General features: G+C 51.4%; 22 protein-coding genes and 1 riboswitch. Of the genes, 10 read left to right on the forward strand and 12 right to left on the reverse strand.

Annotated features, from left to right (window positions below; all coding sequences use genetic code 11):
• Window positions 1-56: 56 nt before the first annotated feature.
• Together H8L47_RS07720 and H8L47_RS07725 are read left to right on the forward strand one after the other, a co-directional pair.
• On the forward strand, window positions 57-1,184 hold the full coding sequence (locus tag H8L47_RS07720) for an ABC transporter substrate-binding protein (RefSeq protein WP_186952974.1): 1,128 nt from the start codon (window positions 57-59) through the stop codon (window positions 1,182-1,184).
• Window positions 1,181-2,449, forward strand: coding sequence for a sensor domain-containing diguanylate cyclase (locus H8L47_RS07725; protein WP_186952975.1), 1,269 nt, complete (start codon window positions 1,181-1,183; stop codon window positions 2,447-2,449). The genes H8L47_RS07720 and H8L47_RS07725 overlap by 4 nt, the downstream gene beginning before the upstream one ends.
• On the opposite strand, the gene argP is transcribed toward H8L47_RS07725, so the two are convergent.
• Window positions 2,430-3,341, reverse strand: coding sequence for an HTH-type transcriptional regulator ArgP (argP, locus tag H8L47_RS07730; RefSeq protein ID WP_186952976.1), 912 nt, complete (start codon window positions 3,339-3,341; stop codon window positions 2,430-2,432). The two genes, H8L47_RS07725 and argP, sit on opposite strands and share 20 nt — an antisense overlap.
• Before the next feature lie 180 nt (window positions 3,342-3,521).
• Between argP and H8L47_RS07735 the strand changes: the two genes are divergently transcribed.
• The 4 genes from H8L47_RS07735 to H8L47_RS07750 all read left to right on the forward strand — a co-directional run bounded on the left by H8L47_RS07735 (window position 3,522) and on the right by H8L47_RS07750 (window position 7,497).
• Window positions 3,522-4,127 carry a LysE/ArgO family amino acid transporter gene (locus H8L47_RS07735; protein WP_456243383.1) on the forward strand — a complete coding sequence of 202 codons (606 nt, stop codon included), beginning with the start codon at window positions 3,522-3,524 and terminating at the stop codon, window positions 4,125-4,127.
• A 54-nt stretch (window positions 4,128-4,181) separates the two neighbouring features.
• Window positions 4,182-4,556: a hypothetical protein gene (locus H8L47_RS07740; protein WP_186952978.1), complete on the forward strand. Its 375-nt coding sequence runs from the start codon at window positions 4,182-4,184 to the stop codon at window positions 4,554-4,556.
• A gap of 94 nt (window positions 4,557-4,650) precedes the next feature.
• Entirely contained in the window at window positions 4,651-6,060 is a 1,410-nt protein-coding gene (locus H8L47_RS07745; RefSeq protein WP_186952979.1) for a TolC family protein, read from the forward strand.
• Window positions 6,061-6,084: 24 nt separating this feature from the next.
• A complete protein-coding gene (locus tag H8L47_RS07750; RefSeq protein ID WP_186952980.1) occupies window positions 6,085-7,497 on the forward strand; it encodes a multicopper oxidase family protein in 1,413 nt (470 codons plus the stop codon).
• 52 nt (window positions 7,498-7,549) lie between these two features.
• Here the strand turns inward: H8L47_RS07750 and H8L47_RS07755 are convergent, their stop codons facing one another.
• Window positions 7,550-9,949: a S53 family peptidase gene (locus H8L47_RS07755; RefSeq protein ID WP_186952981.1), complete on the reverse strand. Its 2,400-nt coding sequence runs from the start codon at window positions 9,947-9,949 to the stop codon at window positions 7,550-7,552.
• Between the two features lie 83 nt (window positions 9,950-10,032).
• Window positions 10,033-10,119, reverse strand: a riboswitch (cyclic di-GMP riboswitch).
• A gap of 268 nt (window positions 10,120-10,387) precedes the next feature.
• On the opposite strand from H8L47_RS07755, the gene H8L47_RS07760 reads away from it, so the two are divergent.
• Together H8L47_RS07760 and H8L47_RS07765 are read left to right on the forward strand one after the other, a co-directional pair.
• A complete protein-coding gene (locus H8L47_RS07760; RefSeq protein WP_186952982.1) occupies window positions 10,388-11,056 on the forward strand; it encodes a hypothetical protein in 669 nt (222 codons plus the stop codon).
• A 189-nt stretch (window positions 11,057-11,245) separates the two neighbouring features.
• Window positions 11,246-11,704 carry a hypothetical protein gene (locus tag H8L47_RS07765; protein ID WP_230413640.1) on the forward strand — a complete coding sequence of 153 codons (459 nt, stop codon included), beginning with the start codon at window positions 11,246-11,248 and terminating at the stop codon, window positions 11,702-11,704.
• Window positions 11,705-11,729: 25 nt separating this feature from the next.
• On the opposite strand, the gene H8L47_RS07770 is transcribed toward H8L47_RS07765, so the two are convergent.
• From H8L47_RS07770 to H8L47_RS07780, 3 genes are read right to left on the reverse strand one after another with little or no spacing between them, the layout of a single operon-like run.
• Complete coding sequence (locus H8L47_RS07770) at window positions 11,730-12,674, reverse strand: ankyrin repeat domain-containing protein (RefSeq protein WP_186952983.1); 945 nt, start codon at window positions 12,672-12,674, stop codon at window positions 11,730-11,732.
• A 10-nt stretch (window positions 12,675-12,684) separates the two neighbouring features.
• Complete coding sequence (gene gluQRS / locus H8L47_RS07775; RefSeq protein WP_230413641.1) at window positions 12,685-13,584, reverse strand: tRNA glutamyl-Q(34) synthetase GluQRS; 900 nt, start codon at window positions 13,582-13,584, stop codon at window positions 12,685-12,687.
• Between the two features lie 9 nt (window positions 13,585-13,593).
• Entirely contained in the window at window positions 13,594-14,511 is a 918-nt protein-coding gene (locus tag H8L47_RS07780) for a LysR family transcriptional regulator (protein WP_186952984.1), read from the reverse strand.
• A 119-nt stretch (window positions 14,512-14,630) separates the two neighbouring features.
• Here H8L47_RS07780 and H8L47_RS07785 point away from each other — a divergent pair, with 119 nt between their 5' ends.
• Together H8L47_RS07785 and H8L47_RS07790 are read left to right on the forward strand one after the other, a co-directional pair.
• A complete protein-coding gene (locus H8L47_RS07785) occupies window positions 14,631-15,332 on the forward strand; it encodes a pirin family protein (RefSeq protein ID WP_186952985.1) in 702 nt (233 codons plus the stop codon).
• 101 nt (window positions 15,333-15,433) lie between these two features.
• Entirely contained in the window at window positions 15,434-16,003 is a 570-nt protein-coding gene (locus tag H8L47_RS07790; RefSeq protein WP_186952986.1) for a flavodoxin family protein, read from the forward strand.
• 597 nt (window positions 16,004-16,600) lie between these two features.
• Here H8L47_RS07790 and H8L47_RS07795 read toward each other — a convergent pair.
• The 7 genes from H8L47_RS07795 to H8L47_RS07825 all read right to left on the reverse strand — a co-directional run bounded on the left by H8L47_RS07795 (window position 16,601) and on the right by H8L47_RS07825 (window position 21,976).
• On the reverse strand, window positions 16,601-17,545 hold the full coding sequence (locus H8L47_RS07795) for an alpha/beta hydrolase (protein ID WP_186952987.1): 945 nt from the start codon (window positions 17,543-17,545) through the stop codon (window positions 16,601-16,603).
• A 192-nt stretch (window positions 17,546-17,737) separates the two neighbouring features.
• Window positions 17,738-18,142, reverse strand: a complete 405-nt coding sequence (locus H8L47_RS07800) for a VOC family protein (RefSeq protein ID WP_186952988.1) — start codon at window positions 18,140-18,142, stop codon at window positions 17,738-17,740.
• A gap of 67 nt (window positions 18,143-18,209) precedes the next feature.
• A complete protein-coding gene (locus H8L47_RS07805) occupies window positions 18,210-18,614 on the reverse strand; it encodes a VOC family protein (protein ID WP_186952989.1) in 405 nt (134 codons plus the stop codon).
• Between the two features lie 11 nt (window positions 18,615-18,625).
• Complete coding sequence (locus tag H8L47_RS07810; protein WP_186952990.1) at window positions 18,626-18,976, reverse strand: YciI family protein; 351 nt, start codon at window positions 18,974-18,976, stop codon at window positions 18,626-18,628.
• A gap of 36 nt (window positions 18,977-19,012) precedes the next feature.
• Window positions 19,013-19,435, reverse strand: coding sequence for a VOC family protein (locus tag H8L47_RS07815; RefSeq protein ID WP_186952991.1), 423 nt, complete (start codon window positions 19,433-19,435; stop codon window positions 19,013-19,015).
• A 141-nt stretch (window positions 19,436-19,576) separates the two neighbouring features.
• Entirely contained in the window at window positions 19,577-20,641 is a 1,065-nt protein-coding gene (locus H8L47_RS07820) for an alpha/beta fold hydrolase (RefSeq protein ID WP_186952992.1), read from the reverse strand.
• 69 nt (window positions 20,642-20,710) lie between these two features.
• A complete protein-coding gene (locus H8L47_RS07825) occupies window positions 20,711-21,976 on the reverse strand; it encodes an RNA polymerase sigma factor (protein ID WP_186952993.1) in 1,266 nt (421 codons plus the stop codon).
• Window positions 21,977-22,315 lie beyond the last annotated feature (339 nt).

A 22,315-nucleotide genomic window follows, 5' to 3' on the forward strand; every position in this document is an offset into this window, starting at 1 on the left:
GGACTTGTGCGATCTGCGTTGTTCACTACGGCATGATCGAATGCCCGGAGGCGGATATGTGGATTTGTCGTGTGATATTAAGCTTGCTGGCAGGCTGTTTCCTGCTCGTGCCTGCAACTGTGATGGCCATGGCTGTTACCTTTCTCAACCCGGGGAAGTCGGACGAAATTTATTGGGCCACCGCCAGTAATTGCATGATGACTGCGGCGCGGAATTTGGGCGTGCAACTGGAAATCATCTATGTCGAGCGCGATCACTTAAAAACCCTGGAACTGGCAAGACAAATTGCAGCGCGCCCTCTGCACAGTAGACCAGACTATGTGATTCTTTCGAATGACTATGCCGTAGGTGCCGAAGCCATGCGGATACTTGATGGTGCCCATATCAAAACCTTTTTTGCCTATAGCGGCTTTAGTGATGCTGGCGAGCGTGAAAAAGTCGGTATCCCCAGACAAATCTACAAAGGCTGGCTCGGCGGGCTGGAGCCGCATGCCGAAGACGCAGGATATTTGACCGCACGTGCCCTGATACAGCGCGGCAGGGCCGAAAAACTAATGCATAGTGACGGAAAATTGCATATGCTGGCGATAGCGGGCGACAGATCCACTACCACTTCTTATAAACGTAATGAGGGCATGCGCCGCGCGGTCGCTGAGGCAAAAAATGTAGTGATTGATCAGGTCATTTATGGCGACTGGAATCGAGCCAAGGCACAAGAGCAAAGTGTCTGGCTGTATCAGCGCTATCCACATACCCGGCTGGTCTGGGCAGGAAATGACTTGATGGCCTTTGGTGCCATGGAAAGCTGGCGCGCCCGTGGTGGCAAGCCAGGGCGCGATGCGTACTTCAGTGGTATCAATACTTCATCCGAAGCTTTTACGGCACTGGAGTCAGGCAGCCTGAGTGCGCTGGCGGGCGGTCATTTCATTACCGGCGCATTCAGCCTGGTGATGCTTTATGACTATCATCACGGCAGGGATTTTGCTGACGAAGGCCTGGAGCTGGACAGGTCCATGTTCATCTTGTTCACGCCAGAAGAAACCCGACGCTTCCAGCATTTATTTGGTGCGCAGAATTTTGACAGGCTTGATTTCAGGAAATTCAGTAAAGTCCTCAATCCTGCCATCAAAAAATATGATTTCAGCTTCCGTCAAATATTGAACCAGGCAGACTTGCGCAAATGAGCCATCCACCTTTGCAACCTATTGCCAGTTTATTGATACGCCGTGTCTTCAAATGGGTCATTTTGTGCGTGGTTTGCATTAGCAGCTTGCAAGCATGGCTGAACTACCGTGCCATAGAAACAAACTTCAATATGGCAGTCGCTGATGTCGCCCGTGCTAACCTGCCATTGCTGTCGGTCGCGATCTGGGACATAGAGCCGCAAACCATACAAAAGCAAATTGCCCAGATCTTGAAAAACCCCAGCATTGCCTATGTCGCCATCACGGCCAGTACCGGGCAACAGTTTACCGGGGGTGATATCAATCGTGTCGCCAGTGGGCAGCATATGGTGTTTGAGATACCTGCACCGGCAGATGCCAGCACCTCTGTTGGTAAAGTTGAATTTGTGGTGGACCAGACGGTCTTGCGCAAAGAGTTGTTGCGCAGCTTTATCATCATCATCATTGAAGTTGTGATTTTGTCTGTATTCATCTTTGTGGCCGTAGTAGCGATCTTGCGACGCGACCTGGAAAAGCCCATGCGCCAACTGGCCGATTTTGTCAAAAACCTGCAAGCCAATCAACTGTCGACCAAGCTGGAATTGAAACGCATACCAGAAAACGGTTATAACGAAATTGACCTGGTTGTCGACGGGTTTCGTACCATGCAAGACAGTTTGCAAAAGCATATCGCCAACCAGGATGCCCTGGTGGCAGAAAGAACCAGCCAGCTTGAAGCAGCCATGAAAAGCCTGAAGCAATTATCCATCACCGATGGTTTGACCAGTTGTTATAACCGTCTGTTATTCAATGAGCGCATGCCGGCAGAAATACAAAGAGCTGTGCGCTACCAACGCCAATTGTCACTGGTGTTTTGCGATATTGATTTTTTCAAGCGAATCAATGATGAACACGGCCATGCCGCAGGTGACCAAGTATTGCTGACTTTTGCTCAAAGTCTGGCAAAAGAACTGCGTGTCGATGTGGACTGGGTGGTTCGTTATGGCGGTGAGGAGTTCATCATGGTGTTGCCCGAGACGAAACTGATCGCCGCGCTGGAGGTCGCAGAGAGAATACGTCGGCAAGTAGAGCGGCATTTGTTTATTCGCATGCCTGATGGGAAGGTATTGCGCGTCACCGCCAGTTTTGGTGTTTCCGAATTGCTGGCAACTGATACGGTGGAAAGCCTGGTTCACCGTGCTGACAAATGGCTGTATTTTGCCAAGTCGAATGGTCGCAATCAGGTGCAGCCGATTGATCATTTAATTAGCGCGCCAGCGGAATAAATTGTAGCAAACTGCTTCTTGCTTGCCTGACCAGGGTATTTGTCAGGCGTGCCAGCCTGGGTGTTTGCACTTTCCAGTGGTGCCAGTAAAGTGCCACATCTACAGGGTGATCTGGCATCAGCCTGACAAGCTTATCCTGCTCCAGATTTTTCAGCATCACATCTGGGATGACACCCCAGCCCAAACCTAGCAGAATGGCGCGGTTATACGGCGTCGTCGCGGGCACATAATGGGTGGGGTAGGCGTTTTCCTGCAGACCAAAATGCTCCAGCAGAATCTGGGCCTGTAGTTTGTCTTTGCGATTGAAGGTCAGCACCGGTGCAAGCCGTGCTGCTTCGCGTGTCATGCCTTGCGGGAACCAGCGCTGGCAATAAGCGTCGCTGGCAACCAGGTGGTAACGCATGATGCCCAATGGTACAGCCTGGCAACCGCGCATGGCTTGCGATTCTGCCGATATGCAACCCAATACCATGCCACTTTCCAGCAAGTCATGGGTATGGTCCTGATCATCGATAGCGACATCCAACAAAATGTTTTCTGCGATGAGGAACTCAGCCAGGGCAGGTAGTAGCCAGCTATCCAGACTATCGGCATTGACGCCAAGCGCAATGCTGATAGCTGCACTTTGCTGGCCAGCAAATTCACTTTGTAAATCCTGTTCCAGTTCTGCGACGCGGCGCAAGTGCTGAACGAGCTTTTGCCCTGCAGCGGTGGCGCGGCAGGGGCGGCTGCGTATCAGCAGGGTATTGCCCAATTCCATTTCCAGGGCCTTGATGCGCTGGGAAATCGCAGAGCTGGTCAGGTTCAGGGCTTGCGCAGCTTGTTCCAGACTGCCATGATCAATGACACTGAGAAAGGCTTCGCACTGGCGGCTGTCTAGTCTTGTTTGCATGCTTTATTCGAAGACATTGGTGATTTTTGCTTACGACCCCTCAACACAGGGGCACAGAGTAATCCAAAGAATTAATTCTAAAATTAAGAAAATTTAATGAAATCGTAAATATTTTAAATTTGCTTCATATTAAACCTTTTCTTGCCCAAACTACCTACATCAACAAACGGGAGACAGATGATGTTGGCTTTTATACTCAAGGGAATGGGCATGAGTGCGGGTTTGATCATGGCGATTGGTTCGCAAAATGCGCATGTCTTGCGCATGGGTTTGCGTAAGCAGCACGTGGGCTTGACGGTAATGATTTGTATCGTTTGTGAAGCACTGTTGATCTCAGCGGGGGTGGCGGGTATAGGTGGCTTGATCAATAGCCAGCCGGTCTTGTTGGCTTTGGCACGCTGGGGAGGGGCGGCGTTCTTGATCTGGTATGGCGTGAGGTCCTTGCGGGCAGCTTCCAGCCAGCAAAGTTTGGTTGCTGAAGGCGGGGAGTTGAGCATGACGGCAGGTAAAGCGGCTTTGGCAGTGCTGGGCGTGACTTTGCTTAATCCTCATGTGTATCTCGACACCGTGGTCTTGCTTGGCGCTATCGGTGGCCAGCAGCCGGATGATGGCAAATACTGGTTTGCCGTCGGTGCTGTCCTGAATGCCATCATCTGGTATCTGGCACTGGGCTTTGGTGCGCGCTTGCTGGCCCCGGTGTTTGCCAAACCTGTGGCATGGCGGGTGCTGGACAGCCTGATAGGTGTAGTGATGCTAATACTGGCACTGAATTTACTGCTGGGCTAATCTTGTTTGACCTGCTCGTTTGTTGAAATCCTTGTTTTGTGATAACGTCGGCGCATGAAAAAATCCTGGCGTCTTTTTATTGCTTGCCTGTTACTGGTACTGCTGCCCCTGCAGGGCTTTGCTGTCGCCAGTAAATTGGCATGCGCCATGGATATACCTGTTCAGCCTGGTATGTCAGTTGCCAGCGACAATGAGCATTGCCAGCCAGCCGCCAAAGCTGGTGGTGCTGGCACCGAAGCCGAAAAAGGCAAGGTTGGCGATCATTGTAAATCTTCTTCCCCCTGTTGTATGGGCACGGCCCTGATGCCTGCTATCCAGATTTCTGCCTTTGTTCCCGTGCACGATGATGCCCAGGTGCTGCCAGTCCTTCTGCCAGCATCGGTGCCTGTGCGCATGCTGGAACGTCCCCCCAAAGCTGCTATCGCCTGAATCGGCTTAGGTTTGTAGGTCGGGCTTTGTCCGGCCTACGACAATTGTACGCCCCTCCAATTTTGCGGAAACACACAACTCATCGCGAGGACTCATGTCGCACATACACTACCGATATCTGGCACCAGCATTGCTGGTACTGGCTGGCTGTGCCAGTTTTGATATTGACCAAAGTACCCAAAAAATCAATCAGCAATACCCCGCCTATACTCAGGGGAAACTTGCCCTGGCCAGCAAGCCAGCCCAGCAAAAAGACATGCGAGACCAAGCTGCAGTCTTGTTGAAAGCACCGTTGACGCAAGATGTCGCAGTGCAAATTGCCTTGCTGAATAGTTCGGCCCTGCAAGCTATGCTGGCGCAACACCAGGCAGCAGGCGCAATGGCGGCCCAGAGTGGCCGTATCGCCAATCCGCTCTTTAGCTTTGAACGCAATCGTCAATCCGGTGAACTGGAAATTGGCCGTTTGCTCAGTGTTGGCCTGCTTGATTTATTGAGCCTGCCACAAAGGCAAAGCATGGCACAGCACAGTCTGGCACAGGCACAAACACAGCTGAGCCTGGATGTCATTGACCGTGTCAGCGAGGTGCGCGTAGCTTGGGTTAAGGCAGTTGCGGCGCAACAGAGCCTGGAATACGCCAGACAAGTTGGCGAAGCCGCCGATGCCAGTGCCATTTTGGCAGAGCGTATGCTCAAGGCGGGTAACTTCAATAACTTGCAGGCTGCACGCCAGCAAGCGTTTAAGGCCGATGCAGTGGCCCAGCTCAGCTTTGCCCTTCATAACAGACTGTCTACACGTGAAGAGCTGGTGCGTTTGCTGGGCTTGGATGACGAGCAGGAAAAAGCCCTCAAGTTACCTGAGCACCTGCCTGATTTGCCCACCACTCCGGTCGCAGCAGATGCGATAGGTCCGCATGCCACAAAAAACCGTCTCGACATACAACTGGCAAAGCAGGAGCTGGATACTGTAGCTGCACGTCAGGGTTTGAGTTTGTTTAGTAGCTTTACAGACATCGAGCTAGGTATCCGGCGCGATACCAACTTTGATGCGGCAGGACACAGCGACATCAAGCGCGGTGTCGAAGTCAGCCTCAGATTACCCTTGTTTGATTGGGGTGATGCACAAAGAACAGCCATGAACGCAAATACTCTGGCAGCAAGTTATCGTCTGCAAACTACGATGAATAATGCTGGCTCGCATTTGCGCGTCAGTTATTCTGCCTATCGCAGCATGTACGACATCGCCAGACAATACCGCGACGAGATCCTGCCACTGCGCAAACGCATCTCTGTAGAAAACCAGTTGCGCTACAACGGCATGTTTATCAGCGTGTTTGAATTGCTGGCTGACAGCCGTGAACAAATCAATAGCGTGTTGGCAGCCATCAGTGCAGAACAACAATTCTGGATGGCAGATGCGGCCTTGCAGGCTGAGCTGCTGGGACGTCCATCAGCAAGTAATCTGAATCCCGTCAAATCCACTGCTCCGGCAGAAGCAGCGCATTGATCACAGATCAGCGAAGGAAATATCATGAGTACAAGAAGAGATTTTTTTAAATTGGCAGGTATCGCTGGCGGTGCCCTGGCAGCCAGCAGTGTCAGTAAAGTCGCCATGGCAGCCTTGCCTGAAACTGTGACACAAACCAGTCCTGACACCATGCCGCCGTTGCAACCAAAAACGGGCCGGCCGTATAATCCAGTCGTTACATTGAATGGCTGGACCCTGCCATGGCGCATGAATAATGGCGTCAAGGAATTTCACCTGGTGGCAGAACCTGTGGTGCGTGAAATGGCACTCGGCATGAAGGCACATCTGTGGGGATATAACGGACAAAGTCCTGGCCCTACGATCGAGGTGGTGGAGGGCGACCGAGTGCGTATCTTTGTCACCAACCGCTTGCCAGAACATACCAGCGTGCACTGGCATGGCCAGCGACTCCCAAATGGCATGGATGGCGTTTCCGGCCTCACACAGCCATCAATACAACCAGGCAAGACCTTTGTTTATGAATTTGTGGCACGTCGCCCCGGTACCTTCATGTATCACCCGCATGCCGACGAAATGACACAAATGGCCATGGGCATGATGGGTTCCTGGATTACCCATCCAAAAAATAGACCCCCTCAAATTGATGAAGTGGATCGGGACTTTATCTTTTTGCTCAATGCCTATGACATAGAACCTGGTGCCTTCAAGCCGAACATCATGACCATGACAGATTTCAACCTGTGGTCATGGAATAGCCGTATCTTCCCCGGCATCGATACGCTGAATGTGCGCAAGAATGACCGGGTCAGGATACGCATAGGCAATCTGACGATGACCAATCACCCCATCCACATTCACGGTCATGAATTCACAGTGACAGGCACAGATGGCGGGCCAGTTCCAAGGACTGCACGCTGGCCGGAAGTGACTACGGATGTGGCAGTGGGGCAGATGCGGCAAATAGAATTTGTGGCAGATGAAGAAGGGGACTGGGCCTTCCATTGCCACAAGAGCCATCACACCATGAATGCCATGGGTCATAATGTGCCGTCGATGATAGGTGTCGATCACAAGGATGTCGCAGACAAGATCAACAAACTGATTCCTTCCTACATGACCATGGGAGACAAGGGTATGGCGGACATGGGTGCAATGGAAATGCCGCTGCCGGACAACACCATTCCCATGATGACAGGTGAGGGACCATTTGGCGGGCTGGAGATGGGCGGTATGTTCAGCGTGGTCAAAGTGCGCAAGGGCCAGAAGCCGGGGGACTATAAAGACCCTGGCTGGTACAAGCACCCCAAGGGCACGGTGGCCTACGAATATGGTGGCCCTGTTGCAGCTGCCCCGCGTCAGCCAGGCGATGCCCATGCAGGGATGAAGCATGGTAGTCATGGCAAGCCGGAAGTCGAAGTGCAAGTCAGGAAGCCGCAAGGCCACAGCGGGCATTAAAGCGCAGCAATCAAGAAGAAAGGCAGGTTTAATGAGACCCTGCCTTTTTTACTTATTTTGCCGCGATGTTAATCAGCATTCTCGCCACAGCAGTTCTGCCCGCATTGTCATTGGCCGTGATTTTCATCGTAAAGCTGCCAGCTACAGGTTTGGCCCAACTGCTCGTGATATTCAAGCCACTCATGGAGAAACTTAAACCCAAGGGGGCGCCCGCGATAGACACGGAAACTGAGCTTGCGCCTGGTGCTGTGATACTGATGTTGCCAGTCATGGACTTGCCAGCCACGCCAACCATAGGCGGGGCGTTGATGCTCATGCCTGCAGCTGTGACTGTGAGGCTGATGACGGCCTGGCTGCTCAAGCCTGTCTTGCTGTCTTTGGCATTGACGGTGATGAGGTACTTGCCAGCGAGTGGCTTGGCCCAGTTTATCGTGCCAGCAGAATTGATGTTCATGCCAGTGGGTGCACCGGCCAGGCTATAGCTTGCTGAATTGCTGGTGATGGCAAACACCTGGTAAGACAGTGCTGTACCAGCCAAACCATTGATGCTGGCTGCCGTAACAACAGGAGGCACCGCAGTCGTGATGATGATGGTGTACACGGCCTTGCCACTCAGGCCAGTTTTTGCATCCAGTGCCGTCACGGTCACGGCGTAAGTGCCTGCCAGCGGCGTCGTCCAGGTAACTATCCCTGCGTTGCTGATGTTCATACCGGCAGGATTGCCGCTGAGGGTATAAGCAAGCGGGTTGCTGGCAGTTGCCGATACGGTAAAGCTCAGGACTGTGCCAACTTCTGCATTGATACTGGCAGGGCTTACCACTGGCGCTGTGTTAGTGGAAGTGTTGGCGGGAATGCCACTTGATGCACTGAGTGCACTGAGCAAATTGCTGACATTCGGGGTGCCAAGGCCGGTGAGCAGATCATGTCCGGTAGTGGCGCTGCAACTGGTGCAAGCGCCATTGCTGCCTTTGGCAATGTCGACAAAGGCACTGGCATATGTACCCGGCACACTGGCAATTTTGTTGTACAGCACGGCATGCGGTGCCCCCATTACTGGTTTGCCCGCCTGCACCAAAGTCGCATTGGCGATGGCGATAATGCCAGCCCATTGTGGTGTGGCCAGGCTGGTGCCACCTGCACTGACCCAGCTCACCGTGCTGCTGCCTGGCGTGATGATGGCTACATACTGACCGGTATTCGGATCAGCATTCATGGACACATCAGCCACGGCTCTGCGCACCGGCGTGCCCAGGCCCGGTATGTCATTGGTCTGGTAAGCGGGTGTTGCCGTATAGGCGCTGACACCACCACCGGTATTGGACCAGGCAACTTCTGTTCTGGCTGATCCTGCATATGTCAGGCTGGTGCCACCTACCGCCACCACATTCGGTGAAACAGCGGGCCATTCAACAGCAGGACCATTGTCACCGGATGCGGCCAGATAAGTCATTTTCGCTGTCGTGAAGGTGTTTTCCACACTGGCTGTCCAGCTACCTTCACTGGCACCAAAACTCATGGACACCACACCAGGCCCCATGGCGTTTGCCAGTCTTATACCGCCTACCATATTACTCATGGAGGCATCTGCGGCTTCGATCAGGATAATGCGTGCCAAGGGCGCAGTGGCATGAGCCCATTGCACATCAAGCGCAATTTCTGTAGCCCAGCCTGCATCATATGCAGGTACTGTGCTGCTCATGCCGCCAGCGCTGGTACTGTACACCACAGAGAATTCACAGGCACTGGCAGACGCTGCTGGCAAGGGCAGTGATGTCGTGACCGGAATATTTTTCACGCTACATGCAGGCAGGCCGAATTTCTGATTGAAGGCATTCAGTTCGGCAAGAATATTGGGATCATGCCTGGCATTGACGATGTAGATAGTCTGGCCTGCACCAAACTGCGCGGCCTGAGTTGCAGACAGCTTGCTCATGCCGTCTGGCAGTGCTGGCAAACCATAAGCCGCCCTGATCTGCGCAGGTGTATAGGTCAACACTTGCGCAGTTCCCGCCATCGGCAACACGGTATCAGTTGCAGGTACTGGCGCAAATTGTTGGCGTGGCAGAGATCGTATTGCAGATACTGTCAATCCGCGACCAAGCACACCATGTACTCTCTGTACATCATGCGGTACGGCTTGCACGGCAACTAGCATGCGGGCCGACTGGCTGGCATCCATCATATCCATGTCTGCTGGGGGATCAAGTAATACCGGGGCCAGATGAAACGTGGGTTGCGCGTCTGGCATGGCGATATCAGTTGGCAGGACTGCTAATGTCGCAGCCAGTGTGCTGATGCCAGTTGCGATCTCTGCTGGCGGCGATGCTATATTTGATTTGCTGATTTGAGAACTGTCACCACCACATGCACTAAGGACGCCGGTGATAAAGATGAAACCCAGCCAGGCACGTGGCATGAGTAAATTGAACTGTATTTTTCTTATGATGATCACGTATGCACTCCGATATCAGCAGAGGGCGGTGATTCGGCAGTTAATGAGATGCCTTGGCAATAACACGCCACAGCAATAACATCACCGGTAACCCCGCTACCATGGCGCATATGCACTTTAGGCCGGTGGCTTTGCGTCGCCGTTTTTCAACGGGTTTGCCCTCAAGTTCTGGAAACTAAAAATTGCAGTTTCAGAGTACGAATATTCACTCCCAAAAGGAAGCTAAAAAATGTCAAGGATTGTTGAAATCATGTAGCTAAAACAAGCTTCGATTTCGCTTTGATAATAGAAGTTTTAGATTGTTGTTTTGCAGTCTTTTGAATAAGACAAAAGTGTTAATTTGTAAAATAATTTCTCATGTCTTTTTCGCTCTGGCAGCATAGCCACACTTGAGCTGTACTTCAGCTTCTAATTCGAATTGAAAATGGCAAATCACCTATGAAAATTTTTCCTGAAATCCCACACCTTGGTTTCCTGATTTGCCTGGCATTGACTTGTGCAAGTTCACAAGCTGCAAAAATCAGTCTCGACGATTGCGACTTGATTACGGCCAAACCTTTGCGCGCTGATTTTCAAACCTGGTTGAACAAGAACCGCAAACTGGCGGTTGAAGGTAATGTTGAAGCATTGACCATGCTTGCAGCCGAAGCCAACAACCGCCTGGCCTGTATGGAAGAAAAAATCACTGAAAAATCTGGTTGGAGCATGACCATGAGCAGCGGTGACGGAAGCAGTGAAACTACCTCCAATGCCGGCATCCCCAACATCAAAAAACATGCAGATGCCTATGCTGCATTGAAGGATGCTGTCAAGTATGCCCATCAGGCAGGGGCGAGTGATCCGGCTTATCGTGGCATATCAGCACAACTGGTCTTGCGTTATCACTCGGTCTTGCCTGAAGCACTGGAAACAGCTTACGAAGATGTGGCTGGTGCCAATCAACTGGAATGTGTGCTCAAGCGCAAATTTGGCAAGCGCGATGCCCAATATGCCTGTGCATCACACCGGACCACGTTGGCTCAATTGACAACCAAAATCCCGGCAGAGCGCAGGGTGGCGCTGGATCAAAAGGCGCAGCAATGGGCGGCAGAATTTCCTGTTAAATGAGTTGTTGCATGGCATTTTTTCGTTTTTTTCCATGCTTGATTTGTGTTGCCTACCGTACGGACCAGGTGTGAATTTCATGGCATATTCATTTTGAAGTCAACAGATATGCTGGCCCAACGTTATAGTGGTGTAGGCATAGAGTTGCTTCGGTTGGTTAACGTTATAGAAATGGAATGAGTAATGAATACCATGACATCAAAAAGAATCTTGCTGGCTGGTGCTGCCTGTGTTGCATTATTCATGACAGCACAAGCTCAGGCGCAAAATGTGGGTGTATCCGTGCAATTTGGGCAACCGGGGTTTTATGGCCATGTTGACATTGGCAACTTTCCCCAGCCGCAGGTAATTTATCGTGAACCGCGCATAGTACAAAGAGTGAATGTTGTTCAAGAACCCATGTATCTGGTAGTGCCACCAGGCCACAGAAATAAATGGAATAAGCATTGCTATCGCTACCATGCCTGTGACCGCCAAGTGTATTTTGTGCAAGAAAACTGGTACAACACCCAGGTAGTGCCACATTACCGTGATGGTCACTACCGCGACCGTCGCGATGACAGACATGATGGTGACCGTGGTCGTGGACGCCATCATGGCAATGGTCATGGCAATGGCCACGGGAATGGACATGGGCGCGGCAGGGATTAATGCTTGCCTGATTGATGAGACCATTTTATAAATGGTCTCGTATCCAGTCTCCACCGACCAGGCGCTGCTGCTTGCTATCTAGACGCCACGCGCCTTTTTTCAGGATGGCGATGTAGTTGAATTCGCGATCCATGTTGCGTGTTCGTAGTTCTTTTTTCTGCTTGCTGATGTCCGTGACGATCATCAGGCTTTCTGTCGGCTGATAGCTGGGTGATACGCTGAAACTGCCACCATTCCTGCCATAGGGGCGTTCTTTCAATGTGCAGTAACGCTCAAATATAATATCCATCTCTGCCCGCATGGCCGGCCAGTCGTGCTCTTTACTGCCATTGATCAGCGCGACATGCTTGCTTGCAGCGTCTTTCTCCCATTGATGCATGGCCAGTATAAAATGATGCAGGACAGCTGTAGCATCGCTGCTGACTGCATGATCACCTGTGCTGGCGGGCCAGGGCAGATATGCCGGTGTCGGTAGCGGTGCAGGTTCACTTGCACCTGCATGTGCCAGTAAGTCGATAATATGCTGATGCCGGTTTTTTAATGCCACACCGTAAGCATTGCGACCGTCGCTGCTCAGTGCGCCAATATCGATCCCCAAGCCCAGGAGAAATCGCAAGACTTCTGCGTGGCCATTTGAGGCGGCCAACATGACGGCAGTCCAGCCATGCGGTTTGCTGGAAAATTTGACATTGGCTCCATGTACTGCCAACACCCGAGCAACTGGTAAATGTCCTTGCGCACAGGCCCATAAGAATGGCGTATGTCCTACGGCCTTGTCAGGCTCATCGAATTTTGCACCCAGCTTCAACAAGTGGCTGAGGATTTCTACATGGCCGTTCAGGGCGCCTTCTGCCAGTGCCGTCCTGCCTGTGCCTTTATGGATGCTTTCCATCTCGTCGCCTTGCTCCAGTCGGGCGATAAGCTTATCGAATTTGCCTTCGCTGGCAGCTTTGATCAGGTGGTGTGACATGCTGATGGGTTTATTTTTCCGTGTAGTCCAGTTTGTTTTTCCAGGCCAGAGTCGCCTTGTTCCAAAACTCTTCTTGGCTGCCAATGCTTTCGGCCAGTTGCAAACCTAAAAATCTTGCCGCCGGTATCAGGGCATCGTGCAATATATCATTGTCACCTTGATCAAATGCCAGTGCACCGGTTTGCTTGGACAGCTTCTCGCCATCTGCATTGGTGACGACTGGCACATGCAAATAGGAAGGCGTAGGCAAACCCAGCAATTCTTGCAGATAGATTTGGCGTGCAGTGGAGTCAATCAAATCAGCGCCACGCACTACATGCGTGATACCTTGCGCCGCGTCATCAACAACTACTGCCAACTGATACGCCCAAAAACCATCTGCACGCTTTAATACAAAGTCCCCCACCTCGGTCGCCAGGTTTTGTTGCTGCGTGCCAGCCAGTCTGTCTTCAAAGGTATAGTTTTGATCTGGCACGCGTAAGCGCCAGGCTCGGGCAATTTTGCCTGCTGTCAAGCCATGACGGCAAGTGCCAGGATAAATCTGGCTGGATGCTTCGCCCAGTCGCAAGCGTGAATCAGCAATTTCCTTGCGTGAACATGCGCAGGGGTAGAGATGCTCGCCCAACTCTTGCATGGCAGCTTCGTACAGATGCTGACGCTGGCTTTGCCAGGTGATGTCGCGATCCCATACCATGCCGCAACGTTGCAGCGAGTGGATGATATGCTGGCCTGCACCTTTGACATTGCGGTCAAAATCCAGGTCTTCCATGCGTAGCAGCCATAGCCCGTCATGGGCTTTTGCATCGAGATAGCTGGCCATGGCAGCGACCAGTGAGCCCATGTGCAAGGGGCCGGTTGGTGAAGGGGCGAAACGTCCTGTATATGTTTGCGTCATCTTTTCTGTTGGCATGGACATTCTTCAATTTCCTATCAACATGCGTTGTACGACAGGGTCTTGCAATTTTTGTAAAAACCACAGCAATGCCTTGCCCTTGTTGGCATTGCGCCAGACCAGGCGGTTGTCTTCTGGCGGGCGGCTGGCACTGGTCTTCTTTTCTATCAGCGCGCCGCTGCGCAGGTGTGGCAAAGCCAGGCGACGTGGCAAATGGCCGCATCCCAGGCCCGCCAGTTGCGCTGCCAGCTTGGCATGCATGGTAGGGACGGTCAGGGTGTCTTGCCCGCTTAGCAAGCCTGCCGTCATTGAGGGCAGCGTCAGGCCAGTATCACCGATAGCGATCGCCCTGTACGCTTGCAAAATCGCCGGTGTCAGCGGTTCTTCAGCTTGTGCCAGTGGATGTTGCGGTGCCACCGCAAACACCCATTCCACGCTGCCCAGCAAACGGGTCTGGAACTCGCCCTGCATGCGTATCGCATCTGGTCCGTAATAGGCGGCACCTATAGCCAGGTCGGCACGGCCAGATACCATGGTTTCCCAGACCCCAGACAAAATCTCCTGGCTGATACGGATACGCGTACCACAAGCCTGTTGTTCAAATTCCTTGATCAAGGGGATGATGTCCTCGAATTGTATGATGCCATCAATGACGATGCGCAGCTCCGCTTCCCAGCCGCTGGCGGCGCGTTTTACGCGGTTTTCCAGTTCTTGAGCCGCGTTCAGCAAGTGCCTGCCCTGCATCAGTAGCTCTTCCCCTGCGATCGTTAGCTTGGCTCTATGGCCACGCCTGTCATATAGCAGCACGTCCAGGTCTTCTTCCAGCTTGCGTATGCTGTAAGTGATGGCCGAGGGCACTTTATCCAGGGCCGCCGCAGCCGCCGCAAAGCTGCCCTTGCGGTCTATCGCATCGAGGATTTGCAGTGCTTCCAGAGTCAGGTTCATGCTTGTTCAAATAATTTGAATGAGTTGTATGAAATTCTACCCTTATGTCAAAAAACTTGCACGTATATAGTGTGTACATCGCCTGAACACATTCTTCAGGAAACTTGAAAGGGACTTATATGATTACGCTCAGACCATCACAAGAACGCGGCCACGCCGAGCACGGCTGGCTGAAATCACATCACAGTTTTTCATTTGCAGAATATTACGATCCACAGCACATGGGCTTTGGCCCCTTGCGTGTGATTAATGATGACTGGATCGCTCCTGCCATGGGGTTTGGTACACATCCGCACCAGAACATGGAGATTATTACTTATGTGCTCGAAGGTGCGATTGCGCACAAAGACAGCATGGGTAATGGCAGTACGATACGTCCAGGTAATGTGCAGTACATGAGTGCAGGCACTGGTGTGCGCCATTCGGAGTTTAATCCGGCCAATAACGAGCACACACGTTTGCTGCAAATCTGGATACAGCCAGACCAGTTGGGTGGTGAACCTCTGTACGGTGAAAAAGAATTCAGCCGTGAAGAAAAACAGGGGCGCTTGCGTCTGGTAGTTTCTGGCGATGGTGCCGATGGCTCCATCAAGATCCGCCAGAACGCACGTCTGCAAATTGGCTTGTTTGATGCAGACGAAAGGCAGGAAGTAGCTCTGGCAACAGATCGCCTGACCTATGTCCACGTAGCACGTGGTGAATTGCAGGTAAATGGCATATCCCTCAGAGAGGGCGATGCCGTGATGATGTCAGCCGAAGAAAAACTCGTGCTGGAGCAGGGCAAGCAGGCAGAAGTGCTGGTGTTTGATCTGCCTCATTAAGTTGAAACACTAAGCAGGATAGACAGGCAATGCGCTGGCATGAAAATGAGTTAGTGCATTGTCTTTTTTTGCAGCAATCTCAAAAAAATTTGGAGTAAAACATGTCTAAAGTCGCGATAATTTATCATTCAGGTTATGGCCACACCACCAAGGCCGCAGAAGCAGTACACGCAGGTGCCGCTGCTGCTGGTGCCGATGCTGAACTCATCAAGATTGATGCCGAAGGCAATATCACCGACGCCCAATGGGAAACCCTGGCCGCAGCCGACGCTATCGTCTTTGGTTCACCAACCTATATGGGCACAGTATCCTGGCAATTCAAGAAATTCGCCGATGCTTCTTCCAAGCCCTGGTATAGCCAGGTCTGGAAAGACAAGATCGCCGCAGGCTTCACCAATTCTGCCACGATGAACGGCGATAAGCTGTCCACTCTGCATTATTTGTTCACCCTGTCCCAGCAGCACTCCATGATCTGGGTAGGTACAGGTCTGATGCCAGCCAACAGCAAAGCGGCCACACGCAACGACATCAACTACGTCGGCAGCTTCAGCGGCCTGATGACGCAATCCCCATCCGATTCTTCACCAGAAGAAGGCCCGTTGCCAGGTGACTTGGAAACGGCGAAATTGTTTGGTAAGCGGATTGCGGAAGTGGCTAAGAAGTTTGAGTGAGTTGAATTAGTGCAGAAGTAAAAAGACCCGCCATATTGATTGGCGGGTTTTTCTATGGAGATCCAGAACGTTGAATCACCACTAGCTTGAGAAATATGTAAATACGTCGTGTTGACGTTGCTTTTGACTTTTGTCGTTCCCATGTGTCGATGCCTTTGCTGCGAGGCTGAAAATGGAAAAAGAAGGATCGATGTTTGAGCGCAGCGAGTTTTCGAGCCTTCCCATTTTTTGCCTCGTAGCAAAGGGAACCCCCTTCAGGGGGCAGCGACGCCTGGGTCGCCTTCTTTGGCATACCTTTCTTGGCGACGCAAGAAAGGTATGTAGCTGTCGGGCTACCCCCGACCTGCAATCGTAAATGACGCTTGCAGGTGATTAATAAAAGATGCGTAAAACACGAATAAATCTGAAATTAATTTTTTAAATAGCTTGCTACGAACGTCGCTGGAGCGGCAGCTCGGTGGATTCCAGCTTTAAGCACGCTGGAGCGCCAGCCCGGTGGAATGACGACTTCGAGGGGGCGGCAGTTCAATCAATATCCCGTTGCATAAGCAACGCAAATATCTGAACATCTACTACAGTGCTGCAGGAATAAATCCCCTACAGTTTCTCCTTTAAAAACTGCAATAATCGCGGTGCCAAATACCCAGAATCAGTCCCCGGTACCTTGATAGGCTCAGAAGCCCAATAATGCCCCGCATTTTTCAACACGACAGAACTCACAGAAAACCCCGCCTGCTTCAAGGCATGCATGAAAGTCATCGACTGTTCTTCAGGATCAACAAATTTATCCTTCGCCCCCCAGCTCAACAAGAACTGCGTGTGATTATTATCACGCGTCACATACGACAACGGTGATGCTTCAAAATAGATTTTTCGATTATCGATCAGACTGCTACCGAGGAAGCCCTGGGCAATATTATTATCAGGGTAGTAGCGGTTCGAATGCTCCCATTTCGCAGTCAAATCATAACTGCCATAAATACCTATGCACACCTTGACCTTTGTCGTGGGATTCATGCCATCCGAGAACGGTGGCTGATCACCAGCCAGCGCGACGAGAGTCGCAAGCTGCGCCCCTGCAGAATCACCCATCAATCCTATGCGATCAGGATCAAGCTGGTAAGTCGCAGCTTGCTGACGCAAGAATTGCACGGCAGCTCGTACATCATGGACTGCCGTCGGGTAGAGATTAGTCTTGTCTTTCACAAGACGATAATTGACCGCAAATACGGCATAGCCATTCTTTGCCAAATACGGTCCCCAGTGCTTATACAGGCTGGCATCGGCAAAACGCCAGTCACCGCCGTGCACTGCAATCAGCACAGGATGTTTCCCGTTTCCCTTGGGACGGTATAAATCCCCCGTCAACACCTCATCACCAGTACGGTGATAGATGATACCTGGTTGAATGTCATGGCCAGCACCTGGCATTGCCGCACGCGTAGAAGCTGCCGCCAACAGACTAAAGATGAAGCAGTTAATCAAACGATACAAAAAGGAGGTGAACTTGCATAGATTGTTGGCCTGGCTAAAAATTTTCATTTAATATTTCCCGCGACATGAGGAGTTATACATAGAGATATTCAAGTATGCCGCGTCAGAAAAGGGAGGTGACAGACAATGTGACCAAGCTTGAGTTTGCCGTGACGAATTGCATGAAAGCGATAGTAATACCCATAAAAAAACCGCCTGAAGAACAAGCGGTTTGGTGGGGCAGCTCCAGCTTGCGCAGATTTATTTACAATCGCCTTCGGCTACCATGTGCACGAATTCCCAGCCATGACCGTCAATGTCGTGGAAACCATGCACATACATGAAACCATGGTCTACGGGTTCCTTGGGTACTGTGGCACCCGCCGCTTTTGCCTTGGACACCAGGCTGTCGACGTGTTCGCGGCTGTCGCAGGATAGGCAGTTCAATACTTCAGTTCGTTCACGTGCATCGCTAATGGGTTTGTTGGTAAAGCCGGCAAAAAATTCTTCTATCAGCAACATGACGAACAGGTTTTCTCCAAGCACCATGCAGGCACCCTGGTCATTGGTGAATTTTGCTTCAAAACTATAACCCAGGTTGCTCCAGAATTCCTTGGAACGGGGCAGGTCTTTGACAGACAGGTTTACAAAAATTTGCTTATGCATTTTGTCTTCCTTTAATTTGTAGTAGTGTTACTGAGCGGTACGGGCAGGCTCAGCGAGTCATGTCGATTTATTTGCATTCAGCTTCAGTTGACCATGCACAGCAATTCCAGCCATGACCGTCAAGATCATAAAAACCCTGTGCATACATGAAGCCATCATCATCTGCTTCATCGGGGATGGTGGCACCGGCTGCCCTGGCTTTTGCGATGAGAGTATCGACATGTTCTCGGTTATCGCAAGTCAGAGCATGCAAGACTTCCACCCGCTCATGCGCATCGCAAACGGGTTTGTGGGCGAAACTGGCAAAGAGATCTTCTACCAGTAGCATGACCAGAATGCTTTCACCCAAGATGATGCAGGCGGATTTTTCACCGGCGAATTTGGCGTCAAAGCTGTAACCCAGGCTGCTCCAGAATTCTTTGGCGCGGGCCAGGTCCTTCACAGGCAGGTTGACAAAGATTTGCGTGTGCATGTCGTTCTCCTTTAATTTGCTATTGCTGCTGGCAAGTCCAGTGCGCGTACCGGGCGTATTTCTATACTGCCATGCTGGGCTGGCGGGATTTTTGAAGCCAGGTGTATGGCTTCATTCAAATCCTTGGCATCAATGAGATAAAAACCGGCGAGCATTTCCTTGGTTTCTGCAAATGGGCCATCGGTGACTGACAATTGCCCGTTCCTTACCCTGACGGTCGTTGCAGTGTGTACGGGATGCAGAGGCTCGGCTGCAAGCATATGACCACTGTCGAGCAAGCCCTGGGCATACACGGCACATTTTTCGTCAGGACAGGCATTCCAGTGTTCATTGTCGAGATAAACCAGGCATAGGTATTTCATAGCTGCTCCAGCAAGGATGGATTAACGTTGATCAGGTTACAGTGGCAGTTGCTCGCCATTGATGATCCATGGCGTGCCGTATTTGTCGATCAGCATACCCCAGGATTTTGCCCAGAATGCAGGTTGTACCGGCATGGTGATCTGGCCGCCTTCTGCCAGTGCGTTGAAGATCCTGGCGGCTTCTTCTGTGGTATCGTAATTCAGCGTAAATGAGACGCCCTTGATACCGTCATAGGGCATTTGCTGTGGGCAGTCACCCGCATAGAGCAAGCCACCATCTGCCAGTTCCAGGCGTGCATGCAGGATGCGGTGGGCAGACTCCGCCGGGATCATGGCTGCCATGGGAGAATCGGCACCACTCATCATGACGGTAATTTTTCCGCCCAGGACTTGTTCATAAAAATACATGGCTTCCTTGCAGTTGCCATTGAAAGACAGGTAAGCGACAGGATGTGGCATGGATATTTCCTTTATAAAATTGTTGGACTATCGTGTGAAAGTATCTCCACATCTGATAGTCGAATGGCTGGACAGTAAATCGACACTAAACCAAAAATATTTTTTTATTTTCTTAGACAGACATGAAATTGCCAATGGGCATTAATTGCTCAGCGGGCGAACACGCTCATTAAGCAACTTCAATTGTGCCTCTATAAACGGTAAATTTGGATCATGTCCCACTCGTGGCACGAGGATATATTCTTTTTGCGGCGCAGTAATGCTATCCACATACTGGCGGGTAATCTCCGGCATGGTCAGCAAATCTTCCGCACCCTGGACGAAAAAGACCGGGAGTGCAAATCTGCTGGCGGTAGAAGCAAAGTCTACTTTGCTGAACATACCATCACCCTTGTAGCCGACGAACTTCAGGAAAGAGTAATCTTCACCGCCTTCATAATCAGCCTGGGCCGCTGGTGTGGCGTAGGCTGGTTCTGGTGCCCACCATGTTGCTGGTGCAGGGTCTGTGCGCTGCGCTTCATATTTTCTGATTACCTTGCGCAAGATGCCGAAATTGCGTGGATTACTCCACGGTGGCGGGCCAAGTGCACGCACTTTTGCAACGGTCTCCTGATCGCCCACAGCCTGTGCCAGAGCAATTACCTTGTTATAGCTGGCGGTCTGGTTCTCTTTGTAGCTGATGATTTGCGAAGTACCTACATAAGCATAAAATAATTCAGGTTTCGATAAACTCATTTGCACGCCGAGTATCGAACCCCAGGAGCTACCAGTCAGAATGATTTTTTTCTTGTCCAGATGTTGGGTCAGATAAGTAGCCAGTGCGACGCCATCTTCAGCCATTTGTGCAACTGTCAAAGACGTCTCTTCTGTTGGTTTATTCTTGCCATAGGTCTTGCCCGCGCCGCGCTGGTCCCATTGCACCAGGGTGTAGTCTTTTTCCCAGGCACCATAAATGGCGCTGGCATAGGGGCTCATGGTATTGCCGGGGCCGCCATGCAAGACCAGGATGACGGGGTTGCCGCAATGCTTGCCTTTGATGGTGATCCATTGCGGTATGCCGCCTATGTCTACAAAACCTTCTTCATTGATTGCTTGCTTCTCAGACTTGCAGGCAAGGCCAGGCGAAATGGGTGTCGCTTCAGCCATGCATAGTGCAGGAAGCAGACTGATTAACAAAGCGGGAAGGACGTGATGCAGTTCTGGCATATATCTCCTTGGTAAATAATGAGGTTTCTTTTGTTGCATGGGTAAAGATGGCATGTGTCAGATAGCCTTTTAATTTGTTAATGCCTGCAAGCGGCGTTCAATAAAGCGCTTTTCGGGTCCCTGTTTGCAGAGTGTCAGTGCCTGTTCATAGGACAGCCTTGCCTGCGCCAGATCACTATTGCGGTGACACAGTTCAGCTCTGGCTGCATGGGCCAGATGGTAGTTACGCATCTCGTCTTTTTCCAGCAAGGCTTCCACCAACTGCAAGCCTGTCTTCAATCCACCAGCACACATGGCAAGAGCGATGGCCCGGTTCAATTCTATGATGGAGCTGGCTTCGACGCGCAAGAGTGCATCATACAAGCCAACGATCTGCGGCCAGTCGGTATCGGCGTATGCACTTGCCTCTGAGTGGACGGCAGAAATTGCCGCCTGCAAGGTATATGCTCCAAAACGGCCGGAGCGCAAGGAATGCTCCACCAATGTTGACCCTTCCTGTATCAGTGTTTGATCCCATAATTGCCGGTCTTGCTCATCAAGGGAGACCAATTCTCCCAATGTATCGGTGCGGGCAGGGCGGCGTGATTCATGCAGTAACATCAGTGCCAGCAAGCCACTGACTTCTGGCTCTGGCAATAACTCTTGCAGCAGGCGTGTCAGCCGTATGGCTTCTTCTGCCAGGTCAAGGCGCAATGCAGATTCACCGGCTGAGCTGGAATAGCCTTCATTAAAAACCAGATAAATCACTCTCAGTACACTATGCAGGCGGGCTGGCAGTTCTTCTTGCCCAGGAACTTGATAAGGAATTTTTGCATCTCGGATTTTTGCCTTGGCACGCACGATGCGCTGTGCCAGGGTAGGTGCCGGAGTCAGGAAGGCATGAGCGACTTCTTCCGTTGTCAGGCCACAGACTTCACGCAGCGTCAGCGCGATTTGGGCATCTGCGGCCAGTGCCGGGTGGCAGCAAGTGAAGATCAGACGTAGCCTGTCGTCTTCCGTCAGCGATGATGCGGCTGCAGGCTCACCTGGTTGTGCGCTTTCATCCACCAGTGCTTCCACGGTTTCCATGTGCTGGTCCAGCGGATCAAAGCGTTTTTGCCTGCGTATGCTATCTATCGCCTTATAACGTCCTGCCGACACCAGCCAGGCGTAGGGATATTCGGGCATGCCTTTCTCTGGCCATTGTTCCAGCGCTGCCTTGAAGGCCTCATGCAGGGCTTCTTCTGCCAGATCAAAATCGCCGAGCAAATGCACCAGGGTCGCAAATACTCGTCGAGATTCCTGCTGATAAATGCGGTCTATGTCCTGATGAAGGGATTTGTCAGCCGGATTCATGCATCCCCCTTGCAAGTGGTGACACCTGTTCTCTGCCCGTATAACAACGCCAGGCATCTGATATTTAGCATTTTATGTACCAGAAAAATAGATGGATGATTCTATCGTAATCTTTGTGGGACATGCTTAATTGATATTAATATAAAACAAATCTTCGGGCCATCTTGGTCCGTCCCCCCTCGTTGTCTGGATCGTTATTGTGAGTATGTGCCTGCCATTTCATGGCCTGGGTTTAGGTATTTTCACACTTTGATTTTGTACTCAGGCCAAGCTTTCGTATCACCGGGCAATGTTTTTATTCAGGAAACAGAAATAAGATGAATCCGCAGTTGAATACAG

This window comes from Undibacterium umbellatum (assembly GCF_014284125.1).
GTDB classification, from domain to species: Bacteria; Pseudomonadota; Gammaproteobacteria; order Burkholderiales; family Burkholderiaceae_D; genus Undibacterium; species Undibacterium umbellatum.